Consider the following 17,429-nt stretch of genomic DNA (forward strand, 5'->3'; position numbering starts at 1 on the left):
CCGCTATTTCAGGATCAGGGTGCCATCGAGCACGGCGGCCTCGACAGTTTCGGTTTGTCTTTCGGTTCCCGGACCGACACGGGGCAAAGCCCAGCGGCCCGCTTCCTGTTCAGTGCCCTGGTCGAGAACGATCAGGGGATTGCCATCCTCCTGGTTGGGGTCGTCACCCAGGCGACGCCCTTTGGGACTGCCGCCAAACTCAAAACGGGCACGGGTATTGGCCGGCAGAAAATGTCGTGCGATACGGTCGGCAAAGGGACCGATCCGGTCTTCGGCGCTTGCGCCGTAAAAGCGGATGACCAGCTCAGTGCTGCAGGGCTGCGTAAGCAGCGCCGGGTCCAGGCAGCTGCGTTCAAGGACCGCCAGCCCCAGTGGTGGGCCGCAGCAATCGTCGAGTTGCAAGGCCTGAGGGTGATGGCCCACCGTTGCGGTATCGCAGCCAAGCCGCGCACCGTTCGGGTCGTCCGCTATGGGCAATACCCAAAGATCCGGTCTGCGCGACGGGTCCTCGACGGAAAACCCATCGGGTGCCAGCGCTGTCAGAGCAGCCCGCAAACCGGTCATGGTGCCACGTCTTGGCAGTACATCCGGAAGGGCCGACAGCAGGGATTTCCGCAAATCCTCTGGCAATCCCACAAATCCCCCATGCCCCAGCCAGGACAACAGGAATCCGGCCCAAAGGGCATCGGTCTGTTCCGGATCGATACGCACCAGCGTCGAACCGATCAGATCGTTGATTTCATCCGCCAGCGCCTGCATCGGTGCCAGCATCCGGCGGAACTTGGTCTCACCGGCATCACCGGTCTGATAAATGTCCGGCAGTTCCTCGATCAGAGAACGGTCCGGATAGAAGACATCAAGCCCCGTCAGCCGTACCGGCGTGACACAGGCAGGCACCGAAATGTCGATCCGCAATGCGATATACGGGCGCTTTTCCTCTGCATCATCGCTCTTATCCGCGCCAAGGTAATGCCGGGCGATTTCGGGGCTGCCCACACCGTTGTGGACACTGGCCCACTCTTCGTCCCAACCGCGCTTTAGCATCGGATTTCCGGGATCGTTCCTCATCATGTCCTGGTAATCGGCAACATCATACGGATTGTCGAAACTGCGGCTACGTATCCGGATTTGCGCGCCTTCTGGCATGTCGGCCATCAGATCAGCCCTCTGCCAACCGGATCGTGTATCTCCCGGAGGCGAGTGTAAAACGGGCGACAGGTAGTGCGCCAATTGGGCCGCACCGGCCAACGGTTCGGCATCAACGCGGTACACACCCGTAGCAGTCGCGGCAAACAACGCACCGTTCCAGTGAGTCAGGTCAACAACAGGACCCACACAGTGGACTTTCTGCGCAGGTTCCAAAACCCCGTGTGAGGCCGAGAAGATCGCGCCATCCTGCGTGACAAAGGCAAGGCGATGCGGCCCGTCCATGGTCAAATTCGCCGTTGGCCTGCGATCCTTGTCCAGATGGAAAGTCGATATCCGAGGTTCATCATCGCCAATTGTCAAGGCCAGCACACGCCAATCTGCGTCCCCGATATCAACGATCTGTAAAGGTGCAGACTTGTTTCGACGCGCCATTGCGACGACGTCACACAGCTCGGTTTTAATTGGCAACTGACGCGCCACGCCATCCGAACGGATTTGGCGCAGCTCATAGGGCGCGCCCGAATTGTGCAATTCCAGCACGATGACGCCATCGCATTTATCTGGAACTACCCCAACCGTGCGCCAGTCCCGGCGCGCGAAATTCCCGGTCCGGTCTCCGGTCTTGACGTCGATCCTGTGGAGGCTGTCCGCGCTGGCGATCCAACCTGACAATTGCCCCCAGATAATGGCAATCGGATTGTCTGCCAGATGCTGCGCCACGCGCGCCAAAAGCACCACAAAACCGTTCGACCAGGCCCATAGCCCACCGTCCGATGTCATCCAGATCAGTCGGTTGCCAACATCAAACCCAAATCCGACGATGTCCGTATCGCCTTGCGGTTCCGCCCAGAGATGGGCCTCAAGATTGGTCAGCGTCGACAGACTTGCGTCATCGCCGGTTCCGAACACCAACCCTTCAGCATGACCGCGTCCCCAATGGGCCAGGCTGCGGAACCGGTACACCTGATCGCTGGGATGGGTCATGTCCCTGCCCTTTCATCGATCCGATTCATGTGAAGGGACAGGCTCTGGAACAGCGCAAATTCCCGGTCGCCCAAAACCATGGGTTCGGTCCCCAATTTCTGATCCGCTTCACCGATCCGAGTTTCCAGAACCGAGATCACCGGCCCTATTCGCGCCAAAACCGTTTCGATCGCGCCAATAGTCACCGGACGGCCGGGGTCTGACGGTGGCAAACGGGGTTCAACAGGCCGTTCGACATCCCAAAAGCGCGATGAAAGAAGCGCATTCGCCTGGGCCTCTATCATAGTCAGATCGGCATCGGCCTCAACCAAAAGTGAGGCTTCGATGCGGAACCAACGATACACCGGGGCTGAGACATGGCAGCGCTCTCCGACCAGCAGGCTGTCCGACAGGTTGCCCGCAATCCTGGCCAACAAGTCGGGGTCATGCGGCGACGGCGGCAGGTCGGGATCGCGTTTTGGAAAGATCAGAACCGTTCGATTGCCGTTTGCTGCATCCTTTTCGCGACCTGGTCTTTTGCGTGGCAGAACGTCTACACGCGCCAGTCCGAAATCCCCGCCAAGAAGATGCGCTTGGATATCGTCGGCATATAGGTGCGCCGCGCGTTTGGTGGCGACGCCACGCGCCCTTGTCAAAAGCTCGGGCAGACCGTCGCGATCCCGGCCCGGGGTCGAGGCCGACAGGTTGCTGCCGTAGGTCGTTCCCGCAACACGCCAGTGCAATCCCTCGCGTACCGCGCCCGCAGCACCGCATGTTCGGCGCAGGGGGCCATGCAGAATTTGCGCCAGTTTCGACGGCAGCGCTCCGTTCAGACCGTTGCCAAACAGGATGCCCTGTTCAGTGATCAGGTAATGCCGGTCCTCCGGGCCGGACTCGTCGAAAGTGGCAACACGCTTCCATTGCTGCTGGCTGTTTCCCGCTTTGACCAGAATTGTAAGAGGGCGTTCATCGCGGTCGAGTGGCGGCGAAAGGTGCCCAGATTCGACAAGATCGCTCGCGGAAAAGAGCACGAGTTGATTGGGAAGGCCGGTAGGGTCGGCCAGAAACCCGCCATCGTGGCTGACGCCTTCGGTCACTGGCAGGACATTGAGGCCCATCCGCGTCAGCGTGACCGGCCCGGGTCGGAATCCCGCGTTAAGCCGGATCCGGAAACGGCGCGCCGCGCCCTCCTCGCGCGGGCGAAACAGGATAACACCGTCCTGGCGCATCCCATAGGTCAAATCGTATGTTTCAACACGTCGCCAGAATCCACCTGTATCCCATTGATCGACCGGTACCGGCTCCCACGCTGGGTCGAATGCTGGTACTGGTCCCGGACGACCGTCATCGAACAACAGACCCAGCGAAACATAGCCCTCACCGCCCAATGGCGAAATGTCGTTGTCGAGTTCAAATTCCAGACTATCAGGACCGCCAGCGATATGAGCGGCGATCGGTAGGGGGTCGCGCCCTTCGACCAACCCGATTCCAACAGGTTTTGCGTCGTCGCCCGTCACCGTGAAAATTGCAGAAACCGCGCGTTTTACCGTGCGAATACGTGCGTCCAGGGTCCAATTGGCGTCAATCAAATCGGTGCTGTCGATAGGGGTACCCGGCTTGAGATCAAGTACCTGGTTGTTGCCCTCCTCGGGCCAGATCAGCATCCGGGCAGGAACCGCCTCGCGTGGGGCAACCCCAAGAAGACGCGTGAACGCACGTTTCAAACTGTCGCCGACAAACCCAACCCTGTAGATCTGAGCGTCCACCAAATAGGCGATCAGGTCGATCAACGTGATCCCCGGGTCATGCAGATTGTGGTCGGTCCATTCAGGTGCGTAAGCCGGGATCAATCCACGCCCGTCGCTGACCAGTTGTTCGAATTCGACCGTATCAAGATTTGGGGTCAGTTTTGTCATGGCGCGCCCTCGGTCAAAACGATGCGGATATCGCGTGTATCAGTCACGCCGATGACTTCTGTTCCACCAATAGAGGTCGCGTAAGGAACCTTGCCTTTTCTTTGGATCGATATCGCACCGATGCGATCCAAACCCGGAAGATGCATCAGGGCACGCCTGATGTCGGTCTCATAAATGGGCCGGCCCGGCGGCCAGCCATTTCCAGCAGGCCCTCCGATGGACGGATGCAAAAAGTCCCGCATTTTTTCACTGGCGGCCGCATCCAGTGCGGCACCTTGCCCGTCACGCGCAATCAGCTTGATGTCAACTTCCAGCGACAGGATTGGCGCGCTGAGAACTGCAAGGCAGTCCGGTCCGAAAGCATCGGACATCCTGGCCGCAAGCACCCGTTGCAACGCCATCCGACTGGCCCGGGAATAGACCGGAGTGCGGCTTTTGCCGCGCGCCAGAACCGCAATTGTGATCTTTGCGCCGGGACCGGTCGGGGCAAAGGCCTTAACATGTACGATCTCGTTGTCCGCGTCGCGTGCCATGGCTTCGATATCCGCCAGTGACAGCCCCTGCCCTGCGTGGCGCAGGGTGTCGGGGATACGCTCGACCAGTTCCGCATCCCCGGGCAAATCGCGCCCGCCTGCAATAGAGATCGGAGCCAGAACCCGATCGAGCGCCTCTACCGACCCGGTTGCACCGGCCGGTGCGAAAGCCTGCGTTTCGACCCGCATACCGCCTTGCGCGTAGGCGAATGCCCGAATTTTGTTGGCACCGGCCGTTGGCATCAACCCGTTCTCACCGTTACCAAATTGCAGGTTCCCTGCAGCGTCGGCCAGATAGACGCGCGCATCGGAAGGTTGATCTGCCAGCCTGTCGACGCGGTCCCATAGGACCCAGGTTCCAGGCACATTCGCGACATCGGTAAGCACCGCTCTTTCCCCCCGGAAATTGCGCAGTTTGGCGACCTGTTCCGCGCTCAGATCCTCCCTCAGGCGTAGTTCGATCGTGTCAGGAAGGACGGGAGTATTTAGCAGCGCAAAACGCTCTTTGGGCTCACCAAGGATCGAGCCAACAAGCTCTTGCCGGATCGAGGTCGATTGTTCGACCGGCGCGCCATTCAGCCATAGCCCTTTGATCCGCGGCAATTCTGCCCCCGGCTTCAGGTCGAGCCGGAGCCAGAACAGCGACTTGCCGAGCAGCCGCATCTGCCCCGGTTCAACGGGCAATTGAATCTCCAAGAGCCCCGACAGCATCAAACCATGTGTCGGGTCGGGACCGGTCAGTGATGCCTTGGTCCAGCGATTGTCACTGCCAAGAACGGATATCTGGACCGGGTCTGCGGGCGGGCCCTCATCCACTTTTACCAGCAGAGAAACCGACCCTGTCGCCAACCGCCTTGTCAGGCCAATCAGGATTGCCAAACCGGGCGTCAGATCAAGGTCCTCCTGGTGCGGTGTAAGCGGGGCCTGAAACACGCCCTGAAACGCCGTAAGGCGCGCGCCATCAACGCCATTGGCGTCGGTTACATCAATATCGTTCCGATTGTTTCGCGCCACCAGCACACCAGGTCGGAGTTCTGCCGGCAGATGAAAGGCCGCGCTCAGGCGCGCAACTTCAGGAGGGCGCATATGGGATTTATCAACAGTGATCGTCTGTTCAGGGCCAACTGTTGTGACAGTGTATTTGGGTTGGCCGTAGTCACCACCGACAAGACGAGCGCGAATCCAGAAATCCTCCTGCCCGCCGATCTCGACCAGTGACAGATCGTCGGGCACCGTAAAGGATACCTCACCGGACACCGCGAAATTCGACGTCTGGTCAGTGAACCCAACCGCCAGGCGTTTCCATCCCTGCCCGTTGTAATATTCCCAACTCAGCTGGGGGTTCGCGTATCTTGCGGCGACCTCGACAGGCACGACAGAAAGCGCCTGCCCGGCACGTTCCAGCACCGGTAGAGAAGCAAAATTCGGCGGTATGGCGTTGGTCCAGCCGTCGACCAGAACCCTGGAAAATCCGGGCAACACCACACCTCTGGGATCGGGAACGATCAATTCATGAGGTGTACCGCCCTGATCTATCACACCGCCAAACCCTGTAATGTCGGGCTCGGGTAAGATCAGCAGCGTTTCATGGAACAGGGCGCTGTCCGCAGGTGCCAACTCTGCCACATCGGCCTTGCGCCACTGGATGGTCACGTTTCGCCCGATATCGTCAAGGGAATCGGAAAACTGGGCCGCTGTCATATCTGATGCAGCAATTAGCGTCACGGAATCCGGATCGATGACACTGACCCGGAAAACATCGAATGGCGGATCACCGGTTGTGCTGACAAAGATGAGGTCGTCATCCAGCAAGCCGTGCGGTTGTCCATCATCCTGTGTTAGAACATCCGAGTTGTCGATCACACCGGCGCGTTCGGCAGCATTCGCGGCGGTCAGGATCTCGACCGGTGCAGCCCAATCCGTGCCTGTACCAATTTCATAGATGGCATCATCGTTGTCATTTAGGGGATCACCAGTGACATAGCCCACACGGGTGAAAGCCGCGTCGCCCGTCGTTAAAATTTCGATCTCGGTCGTAAGCTGGTTCCTGCGGCGCACTGCGTGGGCGAAATCACTTAGATCATTTGGCACATTCCGGAACGGAACCCAATCGACTTGCCCGATCACGCCGACGGTTTCTGGAGTGTAAGTAAATATCTTTTGCTGGGTCCCGCCGATCACCAGTACAGGCAGGTTTCCTACAGCACCTGTGAACGGTCGCGCTGAGGCAAAGATCGGTAAGACTTTCAGGTCACCGCCAACGGTCCGACCCCCTGCAATGTCGATGACCTGCTGCGTCCGTGCCACTGGGTCCCAACAATAGAGCTTTCCCGTCGCGCCGCCCTGTGTATAGGCATAGACACGGGGTTGCTGATCTTCCTCGGTATTTGACCCCAATGCGACCAGAGCTGTCACCGGGCCGTCAGCGGCTTTAATCTCTGGACCAGCAAGGGCAACGCCCGCAGCCCCAAAGTTGTTCAGGGCCAGTTCGACCAATTGAAGCCTGCCATTGCCCACCCGGGCTACAGCCAGTTCCGTTCCGGCATTATAGATGAGTCCGGCCAAAGAAGTTGAATTGCCGGGCGTGGTGTCCACTTCATGCAGCACGAATTGACCGCCGCTGCGCGCCAGACGCCAGATCGCCCCTTGCGCATCTGTGGTCAGTACGCCCCGCCGGTTCCAGGGCGCGTTGTGGTTATTCGTGGCGTTCGGAAACTCACTGTCCTCGATCCGCTGCACATTGGGGGCAAGCCGGGCCGCGAAACCGGCACCTTTCTCATGCACCGCGACCCAGCCTGCCGGGTCCGGCACACCGCCCCGGTCAATCTGAATCGCATAGAATTTCAGGCTGGTTTCGGCGATCAACTCTGCTTGAATCTCGGTGTTGGAAACCTGATGCGGCAAAAGCGCTAGCCCCGGCCTTTCAGGTGACCCGCCCGGTGTCTGGCCAAGCCCGTTCACCTCGATGTCCGGTAATTTTTGCCAGTCACCAACACGCTGAATTGGCTCGTCCGCCGGACCAGGCGTCTTGTCGAACCGGATCACTCCTACATAGAACTGCCCATTCTGAGTTGTGGCGACAACCAGATCGTGGCTGATATCCCCCGCCGCGAAGTCCAGCGGAACAACATCGAAAGACCCAACTGGATCAAAGCGTTCGTCAATACTCCCGCCGCCCCCGGCCGGACCGCTTATCTGACGGATAATCGGGTTGGCACCTGAAAGATCAACCACCTGAAGACGGCCATTGCGGGACAACCCAAAGAGGTGACGCACATCGCTGCGCGTGCTGGCTTTCATAGACAGCACCGTGGCATCCAGCATGTCAAACTTCAGACGCGCGGTCGCACCCCGTTTGGTCAGGGCTTCGGGAGCGGCGACAGAGAAAATGTCAAAACGCTGGGGCTCGGCCCCAAAAGGATTGAATGGGCTGGCAAGAGACAGCGGCGCCCCATTATGTGCTAACTGTGAAATCGTGTCGTCTGATGCGCCTTTGGGCAGCCTGGTTTTCACGCCCATCGTCAATTCGCGGAACCCCTTTGTCTCGGCGATCAGCGAACCCGCGGCGTCAGAGTTCAGCAGGCCTTGTGGAACGATGCGGATATAGCGTGCGCTCTCTTCCTGATCCTCCGACAGTTTCAGTTCATCCACAGTGCCCTTCCAGGCCTTGCGCAAAACAAGGTCGTCCCCGGGACCTGCCAGAGGGACAAGATCATGCCATTGCGGTTCGGGGTCGTCTCCGTTTTGCGTAATGTCGTCCTTGCGAGTGCCGTAAATCTGGAACCGAACATTTGCTGCGATCAGGGCGGACGCTACAGAGGTCCGATCAAATTTCAGCGTAATATCTGCTGGTTCCTCTACATTCAGCAAATCCTTGTCGCCAATGTAAAACCCGTGTTCCTGAAGGTTGGGCATAGCCGTGATGTCAAAACTGGTTTGCCGGGTGATCCGTCGGACAGTATTCTGTGCGACACCAGCGCCCCCGATTTGTGCGGCCAGCTGGCAGCGCCCGTCCTCGGAAACTTCAACGATCTTCAGGAACTTCGGCGGCTCCGCCATCATCTCGACCCTCAGCGTGTCGCCAGGTGCCAGACCAGCTGGCGGAGTGATCGCAATCACATCGCTGGTCCCGGAAGCCGCCGCCTGGAGCGTGTATTGTGGTCGCTGTTCGAGGTCGGGCTCAAGCGTGCTGACCGCATCCGGAGCCAGCTCGATCTTGTCGTTTGCGGGGTCAACGGATGCCACGACCGCGATGCGCCCCGGCTGAATGCGCATTGGCTGCGTTGTTTCGAAGGGCGCTTTTCCGATCTCGGCATTCTCGCCGACGCCGATGCGAGCTGCGATTTCAAGCGGGCTGCGGGTCGCGATTTCAACCGGTGTGCTGCGGTCGTCCTTGAGGGCGAAAACGACGTGACCTTTGGCCGATTTCGGCGGTGGTGGTGCAAAGTCGAAGGTCTCGAAGAACGCCAGAGCGTCACGTTCGGGCGTCTTGTCCAGACGCGATGTGCTTTCCTCAAACAGGCGTGAAGCGATTTCGATCAGGGCCCGATCCGCGCCTTTGCCTTCAAACGCGCCCTGCCAGAACGCGGCCATAGCAGCCGTGTCACGCAACAAAACGCGGCGAAGTTCCGGTGCCCGTCGCGGATCGACCGGGGGATATTTGCCCGGCAAAGTCATGCGCCCTCGCGGAAATAGAAGGGATAAACGATATTGCCACGCTGGTTCGTCGTACGCACTCGGTAATCGACCGAGATTCGCAACTTGCCGTTCACGTCATTGTCGCCCGAGACATCCACACCGGTCACGTCGATACGGGCTTCGAACCTGCGCAGCGCCTCTTTGATCTCGGCTTTGATCCTCGTTCGGGTTTGGGAATCCGGTGATGAAAGCGTCATGTCATGGATGCCGCAGCCGAAATCAGGACGCATAACACGCGACCCTTTCGAGGTTGCGATGATCAAATAAACTGCCTCGGCAATATCGGATAGTCCCGTGCTCATCTCGACCCGGCCCCAGCGCTTGTCACAGGTCACACCCGGGCGATCCATCTTATCGCGGCCAAAGCGCCAGCCGCGGCCTTGGAAGGCTGGGAAACCCTGGGTATCTGGGCGCAAAACGCTCATCCGATCAGCACCGTCAGGCAGCCCAGGGCGATGGCATTGGGCGGTCCGGCCTCGACCACCTGATCGCCCTGACGCGCGGCGAACGCGCCTTCGATGCGAACCGTGGTCGATCCAATGGCCACGGTACCGCCAACGTGGGGCTGCGGACCGTTCGACAAGGGACAGGCGTGGAAATCCAAACCGACCCGCCAAGCGGCCATCCCACCGATGCGCACAGTCATCGCACCCGGTCCGGGGCTCAGCGGTTTGCCATGACTTGTGGTATCGTTCATGCGTGCTGCGGGCTGTCCCATCAGTTGATCTCCACCATTGCGCCTTGGATTTTGCAGGTCGCGCCTGCTTTCACTTCGGCCTTGCCCGAGGCGTCGACGATCACCTGGGGCGCGCTCAGGGTGATCTTCTGCGCCGCCGTCACCGAGATTTCGCCGCCGTCGATCGTGACGGTATTACCACTGTCGGTTTCGAGTATTGCCTTGTTTTCAGCCAGATAGACCCGCGCACCCTTGTTATGGATTACCTCGACCTCATCTGTGTCACCGTCGTCAAAACGCATCTCGTGCCCGCTGCGGGTGCGCACCAGGCGCCGGTCGTTTTTGCCATCGTTGGTTTCAGGTGGCGGGGCATTGCCGTTCCAAACGGACCCCAGAACCACCGGGTGTGAAGGGTCCTCGCCGATGAAACCAACCAGAACCTCGTCGTCCTTCTGAGGCAGGAAGTAGACACCCATTTCGTTGCCCGCCATCGGGGTGGCGACGCGCGCCCAAAAGCTCTCCTGATCTTCGTTGTGCAGTTCCAGACGGACCCGCACCCGGCCAATACCCTTCGGGTCTTCGTTGTCTGTCACTTTTCCAAGCGCCAGTCCCCGCACGAATCCATCGCTTGCGCGTTCGGCTTCGGACGTGGCCACCATACCCATCATTTTGTTCATATCCCCGTCTCCTCAACCGTCAGCGACGTGGTAAAGCCCGCACCCGAAATCTCGTGCACAACGCCATTGACCCAGTAGGTTTTCGAGAACCCCTGCCCCAACCCCTCGAAGGCTACATTTATGTCGGGCCGCAGCTCCGGAAGCCCGATGCAATCGGCGCTGCCGGTCAGGAACTTGTTCGCGCGCTCGTTCAGAATGCCTGCCGCTTTGGATTTGGCTTCGTCCTGGGTGTGCACCCCGGCGCGCACCCGCAGAACCGGTTCTGAATTCAACGCTTCGGCCAGACGTTCGGGACCTGACCCCTCGGCTCCATCACGTCCTTCGGGTAACACGCGCTCTGCCCGACCTACGATCTGTTCACCAGTCTCGGCGTCGGTGCCGACGACCTCGACCGCCGCGATCTGGTTGGCCAGGTTTACTTCGGGATTGAAAGCCGTCAGCCCACCACCCCAGGGCAGTACGATATCTGCCGCCGCGCGGTGCCTTGGTCCGAAGTACAGGCGTTCATTCCGGACATAGAAGGTAAAATTCTCGTTTCGTCCGGCGAGCTTTTCCAGAAACGCCAAGTCGGTTTCTTCATTTTGCTCGATCCGCGGCTTTTTGGGCGTGGTATCGGTGACATCCGCCTGCAGACCGTGGCGTGCGGCAATTCGCCGGACATAGTCGCTGTCTGTCGCCTCTTCGAGATAATCCTTCTCTTTACCGATTGTCAGCCCGAACAGCCGGTCATAGCCAGACAGCTCTAGCTGCGGCGCGCCACTGGCACCGAAAGAGGTCGCCAGTTCAGTGATCGTACCGGTCATTACCGAGGAAAGCCGCGCCGGTTCGCCATATCCCAGACGGACATCCACTTCAGTTCCGAATTTGAACAGGTCCAGAAGATGAACGCGCGAATCCGCTGCCCCGGCAACGAATTCCCTATCCTCCCAACTGAAGGCATTGGTGACAGTGATCGTGAATCGGCCCGACGCCTTTTCCTTGAGGTCTACCGAAACCGAAGCGACCGTCAGGTGCAGATCACGCACCAGATCCTGACCACCGATGGTCACCACAAAAGTCGGCGCGAAAAAGTCCTGATGAATGCGTTCAAGATCATCAATTTCCATCAAATCTCTCCGTCGACGCGAAATCCTCCAGCGGTGGGACGATTAGCTCATCACCGTTCCGCAGAGTGCGGATGTCCTCGACCCCATTGGCCCGTGCGATCTGCCGCCAGAAACGCGGCTCGCCATATTCCTCGGCCGCCAACCCCCAAAGCGTGGTGGCGGTTGGACGGTGGCCTTCGACCTTGCCGAGAACCCGGTGTTTTGACTTGTCGGCCGAATTCCGACGCGGTTCTTCCAACTGTTCAGAGATCGTCCGGTACTGCTTGAATGTGACTGAAAGTGTCGCGCGAACCGGCGTGCCATCGCCCAGAAACATCGTGTAGCGCTGCGAGATCTTCTCGACCACCGCGCGGAAGTTGAACGACCCCCAGATAAACTCGATCCGGGGCGGCGCATGGGTGTCGCCGTCGATAGCCACCATATCCGTGAAAGCGCCCGTGTCCTCTGAGACATCTCTGCCGCCCTGATCGGTATAGGTGTCGAAAAGAAGATCCATGGTCAGCACTTCTGCAGCGCCATTCACAAATTGCAGGATCGGATTCGACAGGCCGGGGATCGGCGTTTCCTGGAAACTTGCGCCATATTCCAGAGCGTATTCGGTGGGGTTGAAATGCACCGTCAGCTCGTCGTTGGCATTGCGGCCTTCGAGGATGCGGATCATAGCTTTTACAAGTGGTGTGGACATGGATCAGCCCCTTCCCCTGCGTTCATGTTCGATGCGGATGCGCTTTTCGAACCGCCGCCAAAGTTCCTTGTCCAATTTTGCCATGTCGATCTCGGGCGCTTGCGCAACCGGTGGCGGTGGTGCGACAGGCTCCATAGTCGGGATTGGCGGCACTGGTGGCGGCGCGCGGAACTGCGGTCTGGACCGTATATGTGAGGATGGCGAGGCGTTGATCTCGAACATTCCTGCCATTGATCGCGGTTGCGTAGTACTAAGCCGGGCGGTGACTTCTGGCCGTATCGGCACCGACAGCTCAGACATTCCGCCAGCTGCTCCTGACGAGGCATGCTGGCCAGTGACATCTGATTGCGAATGCCGGGCCTTCCAGGTCAGGATACGGCGGGCAACCGTTGTCTGAATGGTCTTCCTCTGTTTTTGAGACCGCATTTCGATCAGATGCCGCGTTGCCTCGTTGACCAGTGCGAACCGGGTCTCGGATTGACGCGCAACACGGTCCGTCAGATGTGTTTGTTTTCCATGCCTCATCTCAATCAGCTTGCGATCCGGCGTCACTGATGCATGCGGCCTTTCGGTGTTCGCCTGATCGCGCTTGACTAAATTAGGCTTGTACAAGGGCGATGGCGCATTCGGGTCGGTGCTGTATGGCGTCACCGCATCCTGAAATATTGCGACAGTGCGGAGTTGTTGCCAGTTGATCGCGGTCCAGGGGCGGCGATTGGGCGTATGTTCCGAACCTACACCGCCTGGAAAAGATGACCCCATGGACACGGCACCAGGCCCTGCAATGGCCTGTAGCGCGACCTCTGACCGCACGGTCTGTGACCAGAGCAGTTTGAAATAGGGGGATACCGTCACGTTGGTGACATTCAATTGAATCGGCCGACCCGGCCCCCCAGAAGCAGTTGCTGGTGCGCGCGAAGAACGAAAGACGCGCTCGGGTCCCTGCGACTGAGCGGGCCGCGCACAACGGCGCGTTCTGGGCCAGCCCGCGTTCACCAAACCGAATGGCCTTGTCACGCAGAGCGGCGCGCGTGGTGATATGAACACCCGCCCCTTCATTGCCGCGTCAACCCGTGATGCACCAGTTCGATACTCTCCACCGCCACCGCGCTCGCGGTTGCATCCAGTTCGGTCCCGCCCCATTTGGACGGAAAAGCGTCGGCGCAGATCCAGCGCCAGGCTTCCTCGCCGCCCTCATCGATCAGAATGATCGAGACTGTGCGCCTTTCGACATCGCCGTTGACCACATCCTCGTGCCAATCCCAGAACCAGGGGTCCAACAAACCGCGTTTCAAGATCAGAGTCGCCTGCGTGCTTTTGGTGATCAGCTGCCGGTCATGGTCGTTTACCCCACCCTCGCGATAGGGTTCGGTCTCGGTCGTGCGTTCGATCCCCGAAACCGACTGCACGCCGCCCCGGTCAAGGCCATCAGCCTCGATCCTGAAGCGGAAACTGCCATATGGATCAGCCATCGGTCTCCTCCGGGGTTAATAATGTTCCAGCGGGCGCGATCCGCCCGCGTTTGCATCCAGGCGCCGGTTGATGGTCGAAATCTCTTCGACCCAGGTGCGGCGTTCGGCGTGGTCCAGCGTCATCAGCTCGCGGCTCGACCAGTGAAAGTGGTAGGCAATAAAGGCCATCTCCTCGTAGAGCTCGCCGGCAGGAGTGACCCTCAGGCTTCCCCCACCAGACCAAACCCTTCACGCTGCGCGTCCGGGGCCGGCAGAGCGTCTTCCTCGATCGCACCATCGCTGTTGAAGCTCTCGTACAAGGCTTGCAGATAATTCAGATCGGCTGCGAACAGCCCTTCGATCACCTTTGTGTTCACATCGCTCACCGCACCCAGACGAGTGATCACACGCGAAAGGACCACGATCGCCAAATAGGCAGGGTTGGATTTGACCCGCGGATCCTTCAGCGGCAGGATTTCATCGGCGGCTGTCGCCAGCCGCATTGTCCCGTCCTTGTGCAATCCTTCATCCGCATCTAGATACCCACGCGGCAAGGTGAAGCTGATTTCTGTTTGAAATGCCATGATTTCAACTCCTTACTGAATTCGCTTAATTCCTTCGTTACACAGTTCGAGCGTGTCGATGGCGACTTCGTTACCCTTACCGTTCAAGTCGGTCGGATCGTATTTACAGGGCCAAGCTTTGGTGATCTCAAAGGCCGCCTTGTCGTCACCCGCTTCGTTCTGAATGCGGATCACAACATTGCGCCGCGCATCATCAAGGGGTGTTGCATCGTCAACGACCAATTGGTGCCAATCCGCCAGATCCAGTGAATCCGTGATGCCCCACTTGAGCGTGATATTGGCGTATTTGGTCAGCCCGTTGAGCTTTCGGACAGTCGTAATCTCGTCACCCTCGCGGTATTCGATGGGTTCGTTCGAGAGGTCGCCAATCGCTACTTCGGCAAAGCCCGCCTGATCGATCCCGTCGATCTCGAGGCGATAACGCATGTTACGTAGCGGGTCCTGTCGTGCCATGTCGGTACTCCTTTAGCCAGGGCTCAGCTCTTTGCTTCGCGGGTTTGTTGAAAGACGCGGAAGATAACGAATTCGGCCGGGCGCACGGGCGCGATTCCGATTTCGACGATTAGACGCCCGTTCAGAATGTCATCCGTTGTCATTGTGTCGGGGCCGACCGAGACGCTGAAGGCCTCTTCTTCCTTTGCACCGAACAACGCCCCTTCGCGCCACTGCGTTCGCAGGAACAACGTTATGGTTTGCTGCACACGGGCCCAAAGGCGCTGATCGTTCGGCTCGAACACGACCCATTGCGTCGAGTTGTAGATCGAGTGTTCAAGGAACAGGAACAGTCGCCGCACCGAAACGTATTTCCAAAGCGGGTCGCTCGACAAAGTCCTGGCACCCCACATACGAATTCCACGTCCGGGGAAACGCCGGATACAGTTGACCCCACGTGGGTTCAGCACTTCTTGCTTTCCCGTATCGATATCAAATTCCAGATCTATTGCTCCCGCGACAGGCACGTTAGCTGGGGCTTTGAAAACACCGCGCGCATTATCAGTCAGCGCGTAGATGCCGCATGCGGCAGCACCAGGTGGAACAAGCGTGCGGGCTCCGGTACGCGGATGTGGTGTGAAGTACCAAGGGTAATAGAAAGCCGCATACTGGCTGTCATTCTGGTTACGGGGGTTTAGGGTTTCGCCGCTCAACACATTCTGGTTTCGTGCAGCGTCAAGCACCGCAATGCGGAACCGATCGGGCCGGCAGTGGTCAACAATGGCCTTCTGAATATCCGCTCCGGCGTCATCATTTCCAATACCAGGCGCATGAACGATGGCGACATCGCGGAAATTGTCCAATTCTAGAGCCGCCAATCCTCGAAGTTGGTTCGGATCGGCGATGGGGTTGTTATCATCATCGCGGTCGCCCTCAAACTGAACGACATTCGGAGTTTCGCCGTCATCCCCTGCTGTCAAAAGACCCTTGATCGCATCACCTCCCTCAGGATCGGTCGGCAATGTTACATTGTTTGGATCGGGATCAACGGTCAGGGTAATCAGCGCCGAAGTCGTATCGCTTATGGATCGCTTCCAGTAGGATGAGCTTTCGGGGTCGATAGCCAGATCATCGTAATCTTCGATCAACGCCGGGCGCGGCAAGCGGTCGGTCGCTTCAAAGGGGTCGAAATCCAATTCTGCCGGCTCGCCTCGGCTCCAATAGGCCACCTGCAAGCGGAACCCCAAGGGGACAAGAGCGTCGCCAGCGGCGTTCTGCACTTCGGTAGTGGACGCCGAGATGCGCGCGAACATTCGGTTTCCAGCCACGCCGGGACCATTTGCCGTAATCGTATAGCCAACACCGGTGTCCAGTGTGGCCGCCTGCGCGTTCAGACCAGCGATGCGGGCGATATAGCACCGCCTGCCGCCATTGTCGAAAAAGGCTTTGACGCCAAAGGGCAAGTATTTGTTGTCGGCAAAAACGTCACCAAACAGGCGCAGATACTCTCCAAAGCCTGTCACCAGCCGGGGCCGCATCGGTCCACGTTCCGCTTCGCCCAGAAAGGCTGCTGTGGACGTGGCGACGCCTTCAATCGGTTTCGGTCCGCGTTCGATTTCCTCAATGAACACGCCGGGTGCGAGATACTCGGGCATTGTCTATCTCCTTCTACTCGCCGCACTCAGCAGCACGGTGTTCCCACCCCTTCAGGGCGGCGTTGATGTCGTCGATGATTGAGGCTTCGGCGGTTGCCAGCGCCTCTTTCCCGGCTTTCAGTGCCGTCTCGGCGGCCAGAACCTTGAATTTCTGCCCCTCGGCTTTTGCGCGCGCGTCAGAGAATGCCGTCCAGGCATCTCTGATCCGGCCACTCAGTTCACCCGGCGGCACAACCGGGGGCTTTCCGTCGACGTCGACATCAATCGCACCTTTGAGGGTCTTGAGCTGACCGGCCAAAACGGTTTCACCATATGTGGGCTTGGGCGGGTCTTCGTCGGGTGGCATTTCATTTTTCGACTTTTCAGGCGGTCCGGACAGCAAGAAATAGGCTTGTCGGTGTTCATGCACGCCGATGGCTGCCAGTTCTTCGACGGCCAAAGCAATCTCGCCTGCGGATTTCTGCCATGCTTTGATTGCCGCGGTAGGCTTTCGCCAAAGCTCAAGGTTTGCAGAAGCCGCTACAAGGGCATTATCGCAGGTTTCCTGGTCTTTCTTCGCGGTGGCCAACGCGGTTTCGGCGTCGACAACATCAGTGTGAAGATCGGTCAACCTAGTTGTTACAATAGCGATCTCTGCGCCGACGCTTTCCACACCGGGCTCGCCAAGCTCTTCCAGAATATGGGTTCTGGCGCTACTTTCCCGTGCCTTCAACGAGTTGTCCTTTGCCTTGAGCCCGTCGTCACCTTCATAGGCGGCCTCGTATTCAGCCACAGCCTTGTCACGATCTGCGATCAGTTTGATCAGATCGGCCAGATTCTTGTCGACTTGCGCCGTATCCTGAGCTTGCTTTTCGTCTTTCAGAGCTGTCTTCAGGTCCTCAAGCGAGTTTGCGTTATGTGCCAT

At 58.9% G+C, this 17,429-nt stretch carries 15 protein-coding genes; all 15 read right to left on the reverse strand.

The window, feature by feature from the left end; translation table 11 throughout:
- Positions 1–3 precede the first annotated feature (3 nt).
- The 15 genes from SJY13_RS04815 to SJY13_RS04885 all read right to left on the reverse strand — a co-directional run bounded on the left by SJY13_RS04815 (position 4) and on the right by SJY13_RS04885 (position 17,429).
- On the reverse strand, positions 4–2,133 hold the full coding sequence (locus SJY13_RS04815; protein WP_377188340.1) for a hypothetical protein: 2,130 nt from the start codon (positions 2,131–2,133) through the stop codon (positions 4–6).
- Positions 2,130–4,028 carry a hypothetical protein gene (locus SJY13_RS04820; protein ID WP_377188343.1) on the reverse strand — a complete coding sequence of 633 codons (1,899 nt, stop codon included), beginning with the start codon at positions 4,026–4,028 and terminating at the stop codon, positions 2,130–2,132. Before SJY13_RS04820 ends, SJY13_RS04815 begins: the two co-directional genes overlap by 4 nt.
- Entirely contained in the window at positions 4,025–9,238 is a 5,214-nt protein-coding gene (locus tag SJY13_RS04825) for a hypothetical protein (protein ID WP_377188346.1), read from the reverse strand. The genes SJY13_RS04820 and SJY13_RS04825 overlap by 4 nt, the downstream gene beginning before the upstream one ends.
- A complete protein-coding gene (locus SJY13_RS04830) occupies positions 9,235–9,684 on the reverse strand; it encodes a GPW/gp25 family protein (RefSeq protein ID WP_377188349.1) in 450 nt (149 codons plus the stop codon). The genes SJY13_RS04825 and SJY13_RS04830 overlap by 4 nt, the downstream gene beginning before the upstream one ends.
- Positions 9,681–9,977 carry a PAAR domain-containing protein gene (locus tag SJY13_RS04835; protein WP_377188352.1) on the reverse strand — a complete coding sequence of 99 codons (297 nt, stop codon included), beginning with the start codon at positions 9,975–9,977 and terminating at the stop codon, positions 9,681–9,683. Before SJY13_RS04835 ends, SJY13_RS04830 begins: the two co-directional genes overlap by 4 nt.
- Positions 9,977–10,612, reverse strand: coding sequence for a phage baseplate assembly protein V (locus SJY13_RS04840; RefSeq protein ID WP_377188355.1), 636 nt, complete (start codon positions 10,610–10,612; stop codon positions 9,977–9,979). The genes SJY13_RS04835 and SJY13_RS04840 overlap by 1 nt, the downstream gene beginning before the upstream one ends.
- Positions 10,609–11,718 (reverse strand): phage late control D family protein, encoded by a 1,110-nt coding sequence (locus SJY13_RS04845; protein ID WP_377188358.1) that lies wholly within the window; start codon positions 11,716–11,718, stop codon positions 10,609–10,611. Before SJY13_RS04845 ends, SJY13_RS04840 begins: the two co-directional genes overlap by 4 nt.
- A complete protein-coding gene (locus SJY13_RS04850; protein ID WP_377188361.1) occupies positions 11,708–12,403 on the reverse strand; it encodes a CIS tube protein in 696 nt (231 codons plus the stop codon). Before SJY13_RS04850 ends, SJY13_RS04845 begins: the two co-directional genes overlap by 11 nt.
- Before the next feature lie 3 nt (positions 12,404–12,406).
- Positions 12,407–13,258: a hypothetical protein gene (locus SJY13_RS04855; RefSeq protein WP_377188364.1), complete on the reverse strand. Its 852-nt coding sequence runs from the start codon at positions 13,256–13,258 to the stop codon at positions 12,407–12,409.
- A 200-nt stretch (positions 13,259–13,458) separates the two neighbouring features.
- A complete protein-coding gene (locus tag SJY13_RS04860; protein ID WP_377188367.1) occupies positions 13,459–13,875 on the reverse strand; it encodes a phage tail protein in 417 nt (138 codons plus the stop codon).
- 15 nt (positions 13,876–13,890) lie between these two features.
- Positions 13,891–14,079, reverse strand: coding sequence for a DUF6760 family protein (locus SJY13_RS04865; protein WP_377193563.1), 189 nt, complete (start codon positions 14,077–14,079; stop codon positions 13,891–13,893).
- The gene (locus SJY13_RS04870) at positions 14,076–14,438 is read right to left on the reverse strand and encodes a hypothetical protein (protein WP_377188370.1); all 363 of its coding nucleotides are present in this window, start codon (positions 14,436–14,438) and stop codon (positions 14,076–14,078) included. The genes SJY13_RS04865 and SJY13_RS04870 overlap by 4 nt, the downstream gene beginning before the upstream one ends.
- A gap of 12 nt (positions 14,439–14,450) precedes the next feature.
- Entirely contained in the window at positions 14,451–14,891 is a 441-nt protein-coding gene (locus SJY13_RS04875; RefSeq protein WP_377188373.1) for a phage tail protein, read from the reverse strand.
- Positions 14,892–14,914: 23 nt separating this feature from the next.
- Positions 14,915–16,525 carry a phage tail sheath family protein gene (locus SJY13_RS04880; RefSeq protein ID WP_377188376.1) on the reverse strand — a complete coding sequence of 537 codons (1,611 nt, stop codon included), beginning with the start codon at positions 16,523–16,525 and terminating at the stop codon, positions 14,915–14,917.
- Between the two features lie 13 nt (positions 16,526–16,538).
- Complete coding sequence (locus SJY13_RS04885) at positions 16,539–17,429, reverse strand: hypothetical protein (protein ID WP_377188379.1); 891 nt, start codon at positions 17,427–17,429, stop codon at positions 16,539–16,541.

Source organism: Ruegeria meonggei, from assembly GCF_042768335.1.
Lineage (GTDB): Bacteria > Pseudomonadota > Alphaproteobacteria > Rhodobacterales > Rhodobacteraceae > Ruegeria > Ruegeria meonggei.

What these genes read in the sequence shown, in the direction of transcription:
- SJY13_RS04880 (WP_377188376.1), bottom strand. Translation starts at nt 16,525, where the DNA reads ATGCCCGAGTATCTCGCACCCGGCGTGTTCATTGAGGAAATCGAACGC.
- SJY13_RS04860 (WP_377188367.1), bottom strand. Translation starts at nt 13,875, where the DNA reads ATGGCTGATCCATATGGCAGTTTCCGCTTCAGGATCGAGGCTGATGGC.
- SJY13_RS04830 (WP_377188349.1), bottom strand. Translation starts at nt 9,684, where the DNA reads ATGAGCGTTTTGCGCCCAGATACCCAGGGTTTCCCAGCCTTCCAAGGC.
- SJY13_RS04835 (WP_377188352.1), bottom strand. Translation starts at nt 9,977, where the DNA reads ATGGGACAGCCCGCAGCACGCATGAACGATACCACAAGTCATGGCAAA.
- SJY13_RS04870 (WP_377188370.1), bottom strand. Translation starts at nt 14,438, where the DNA reads ATGGCATTTCAAACAGAAATCAGCTTCACCTTGCCGCGTGGGTATCTA.
- SJY13_RS04820 (WP_377188343.1), bottom strand. Translation starts at nt 4,028, where the DNA reads ATGACAAAACTGACCCCAAATCTTGATACGGTCGAATTCGAACAACTG.
- SJY13_RS04815 (WP_377188340.1), bottom strand. Translation starts at nt 2,133, where the DNA reads ATGACCCATCCCAGCGATCAGGTGTACCGGTTCCGCAGCCTGGCCCAT.
- SJY13_RS04840 (WP_377188355.1), bottom strand. Translation starts at nt 10,612, where the DNA reads ATGAACAAAATGATGGGTATGGTGGCCACGTCCGAAGCCGAACGCGCA.
- SJY13_RS04875 (WP_377188373.1), bottom strand. Translation starts at nt 14,891, where the DNA reads ATGGCACGACAGGACCCGCTACGTAACATGCGTTATCGCCTCGAGATC.
- SJY13_RS04850 (WP_377188361.1), bottom strand. Translation starts at nt 12,403, where the DNA reads ATGTCCACACCACTTGTAAAAGCTATGATCCGCATCCTCGAAGGCCGC.
- SJY13_RS04845 (WP_377188358.1), bottom strand. Translation starts at nt 11,718, where the DNA reads ATGGAAATTGATGATCTTGAACGCATTCATCAGGACTTTTTCGCGCCG.
- SJY13_RS04885 (WP_377188379.1), bottom strand. Translation starts at nt 17,429, where the DNA reads ATGGCACATAACGCAAACTCGCTTGAGGACCTGAAGACAGCTCTGAAA.
- SJY13_RS04825 (WP_377188346.1), bottom strand. Translation starts at nt 9,238, where the DNA reads ATGACTTTGCCGGGCAAATATCCCCCGGTCGATCCGCGACGGGCACCG.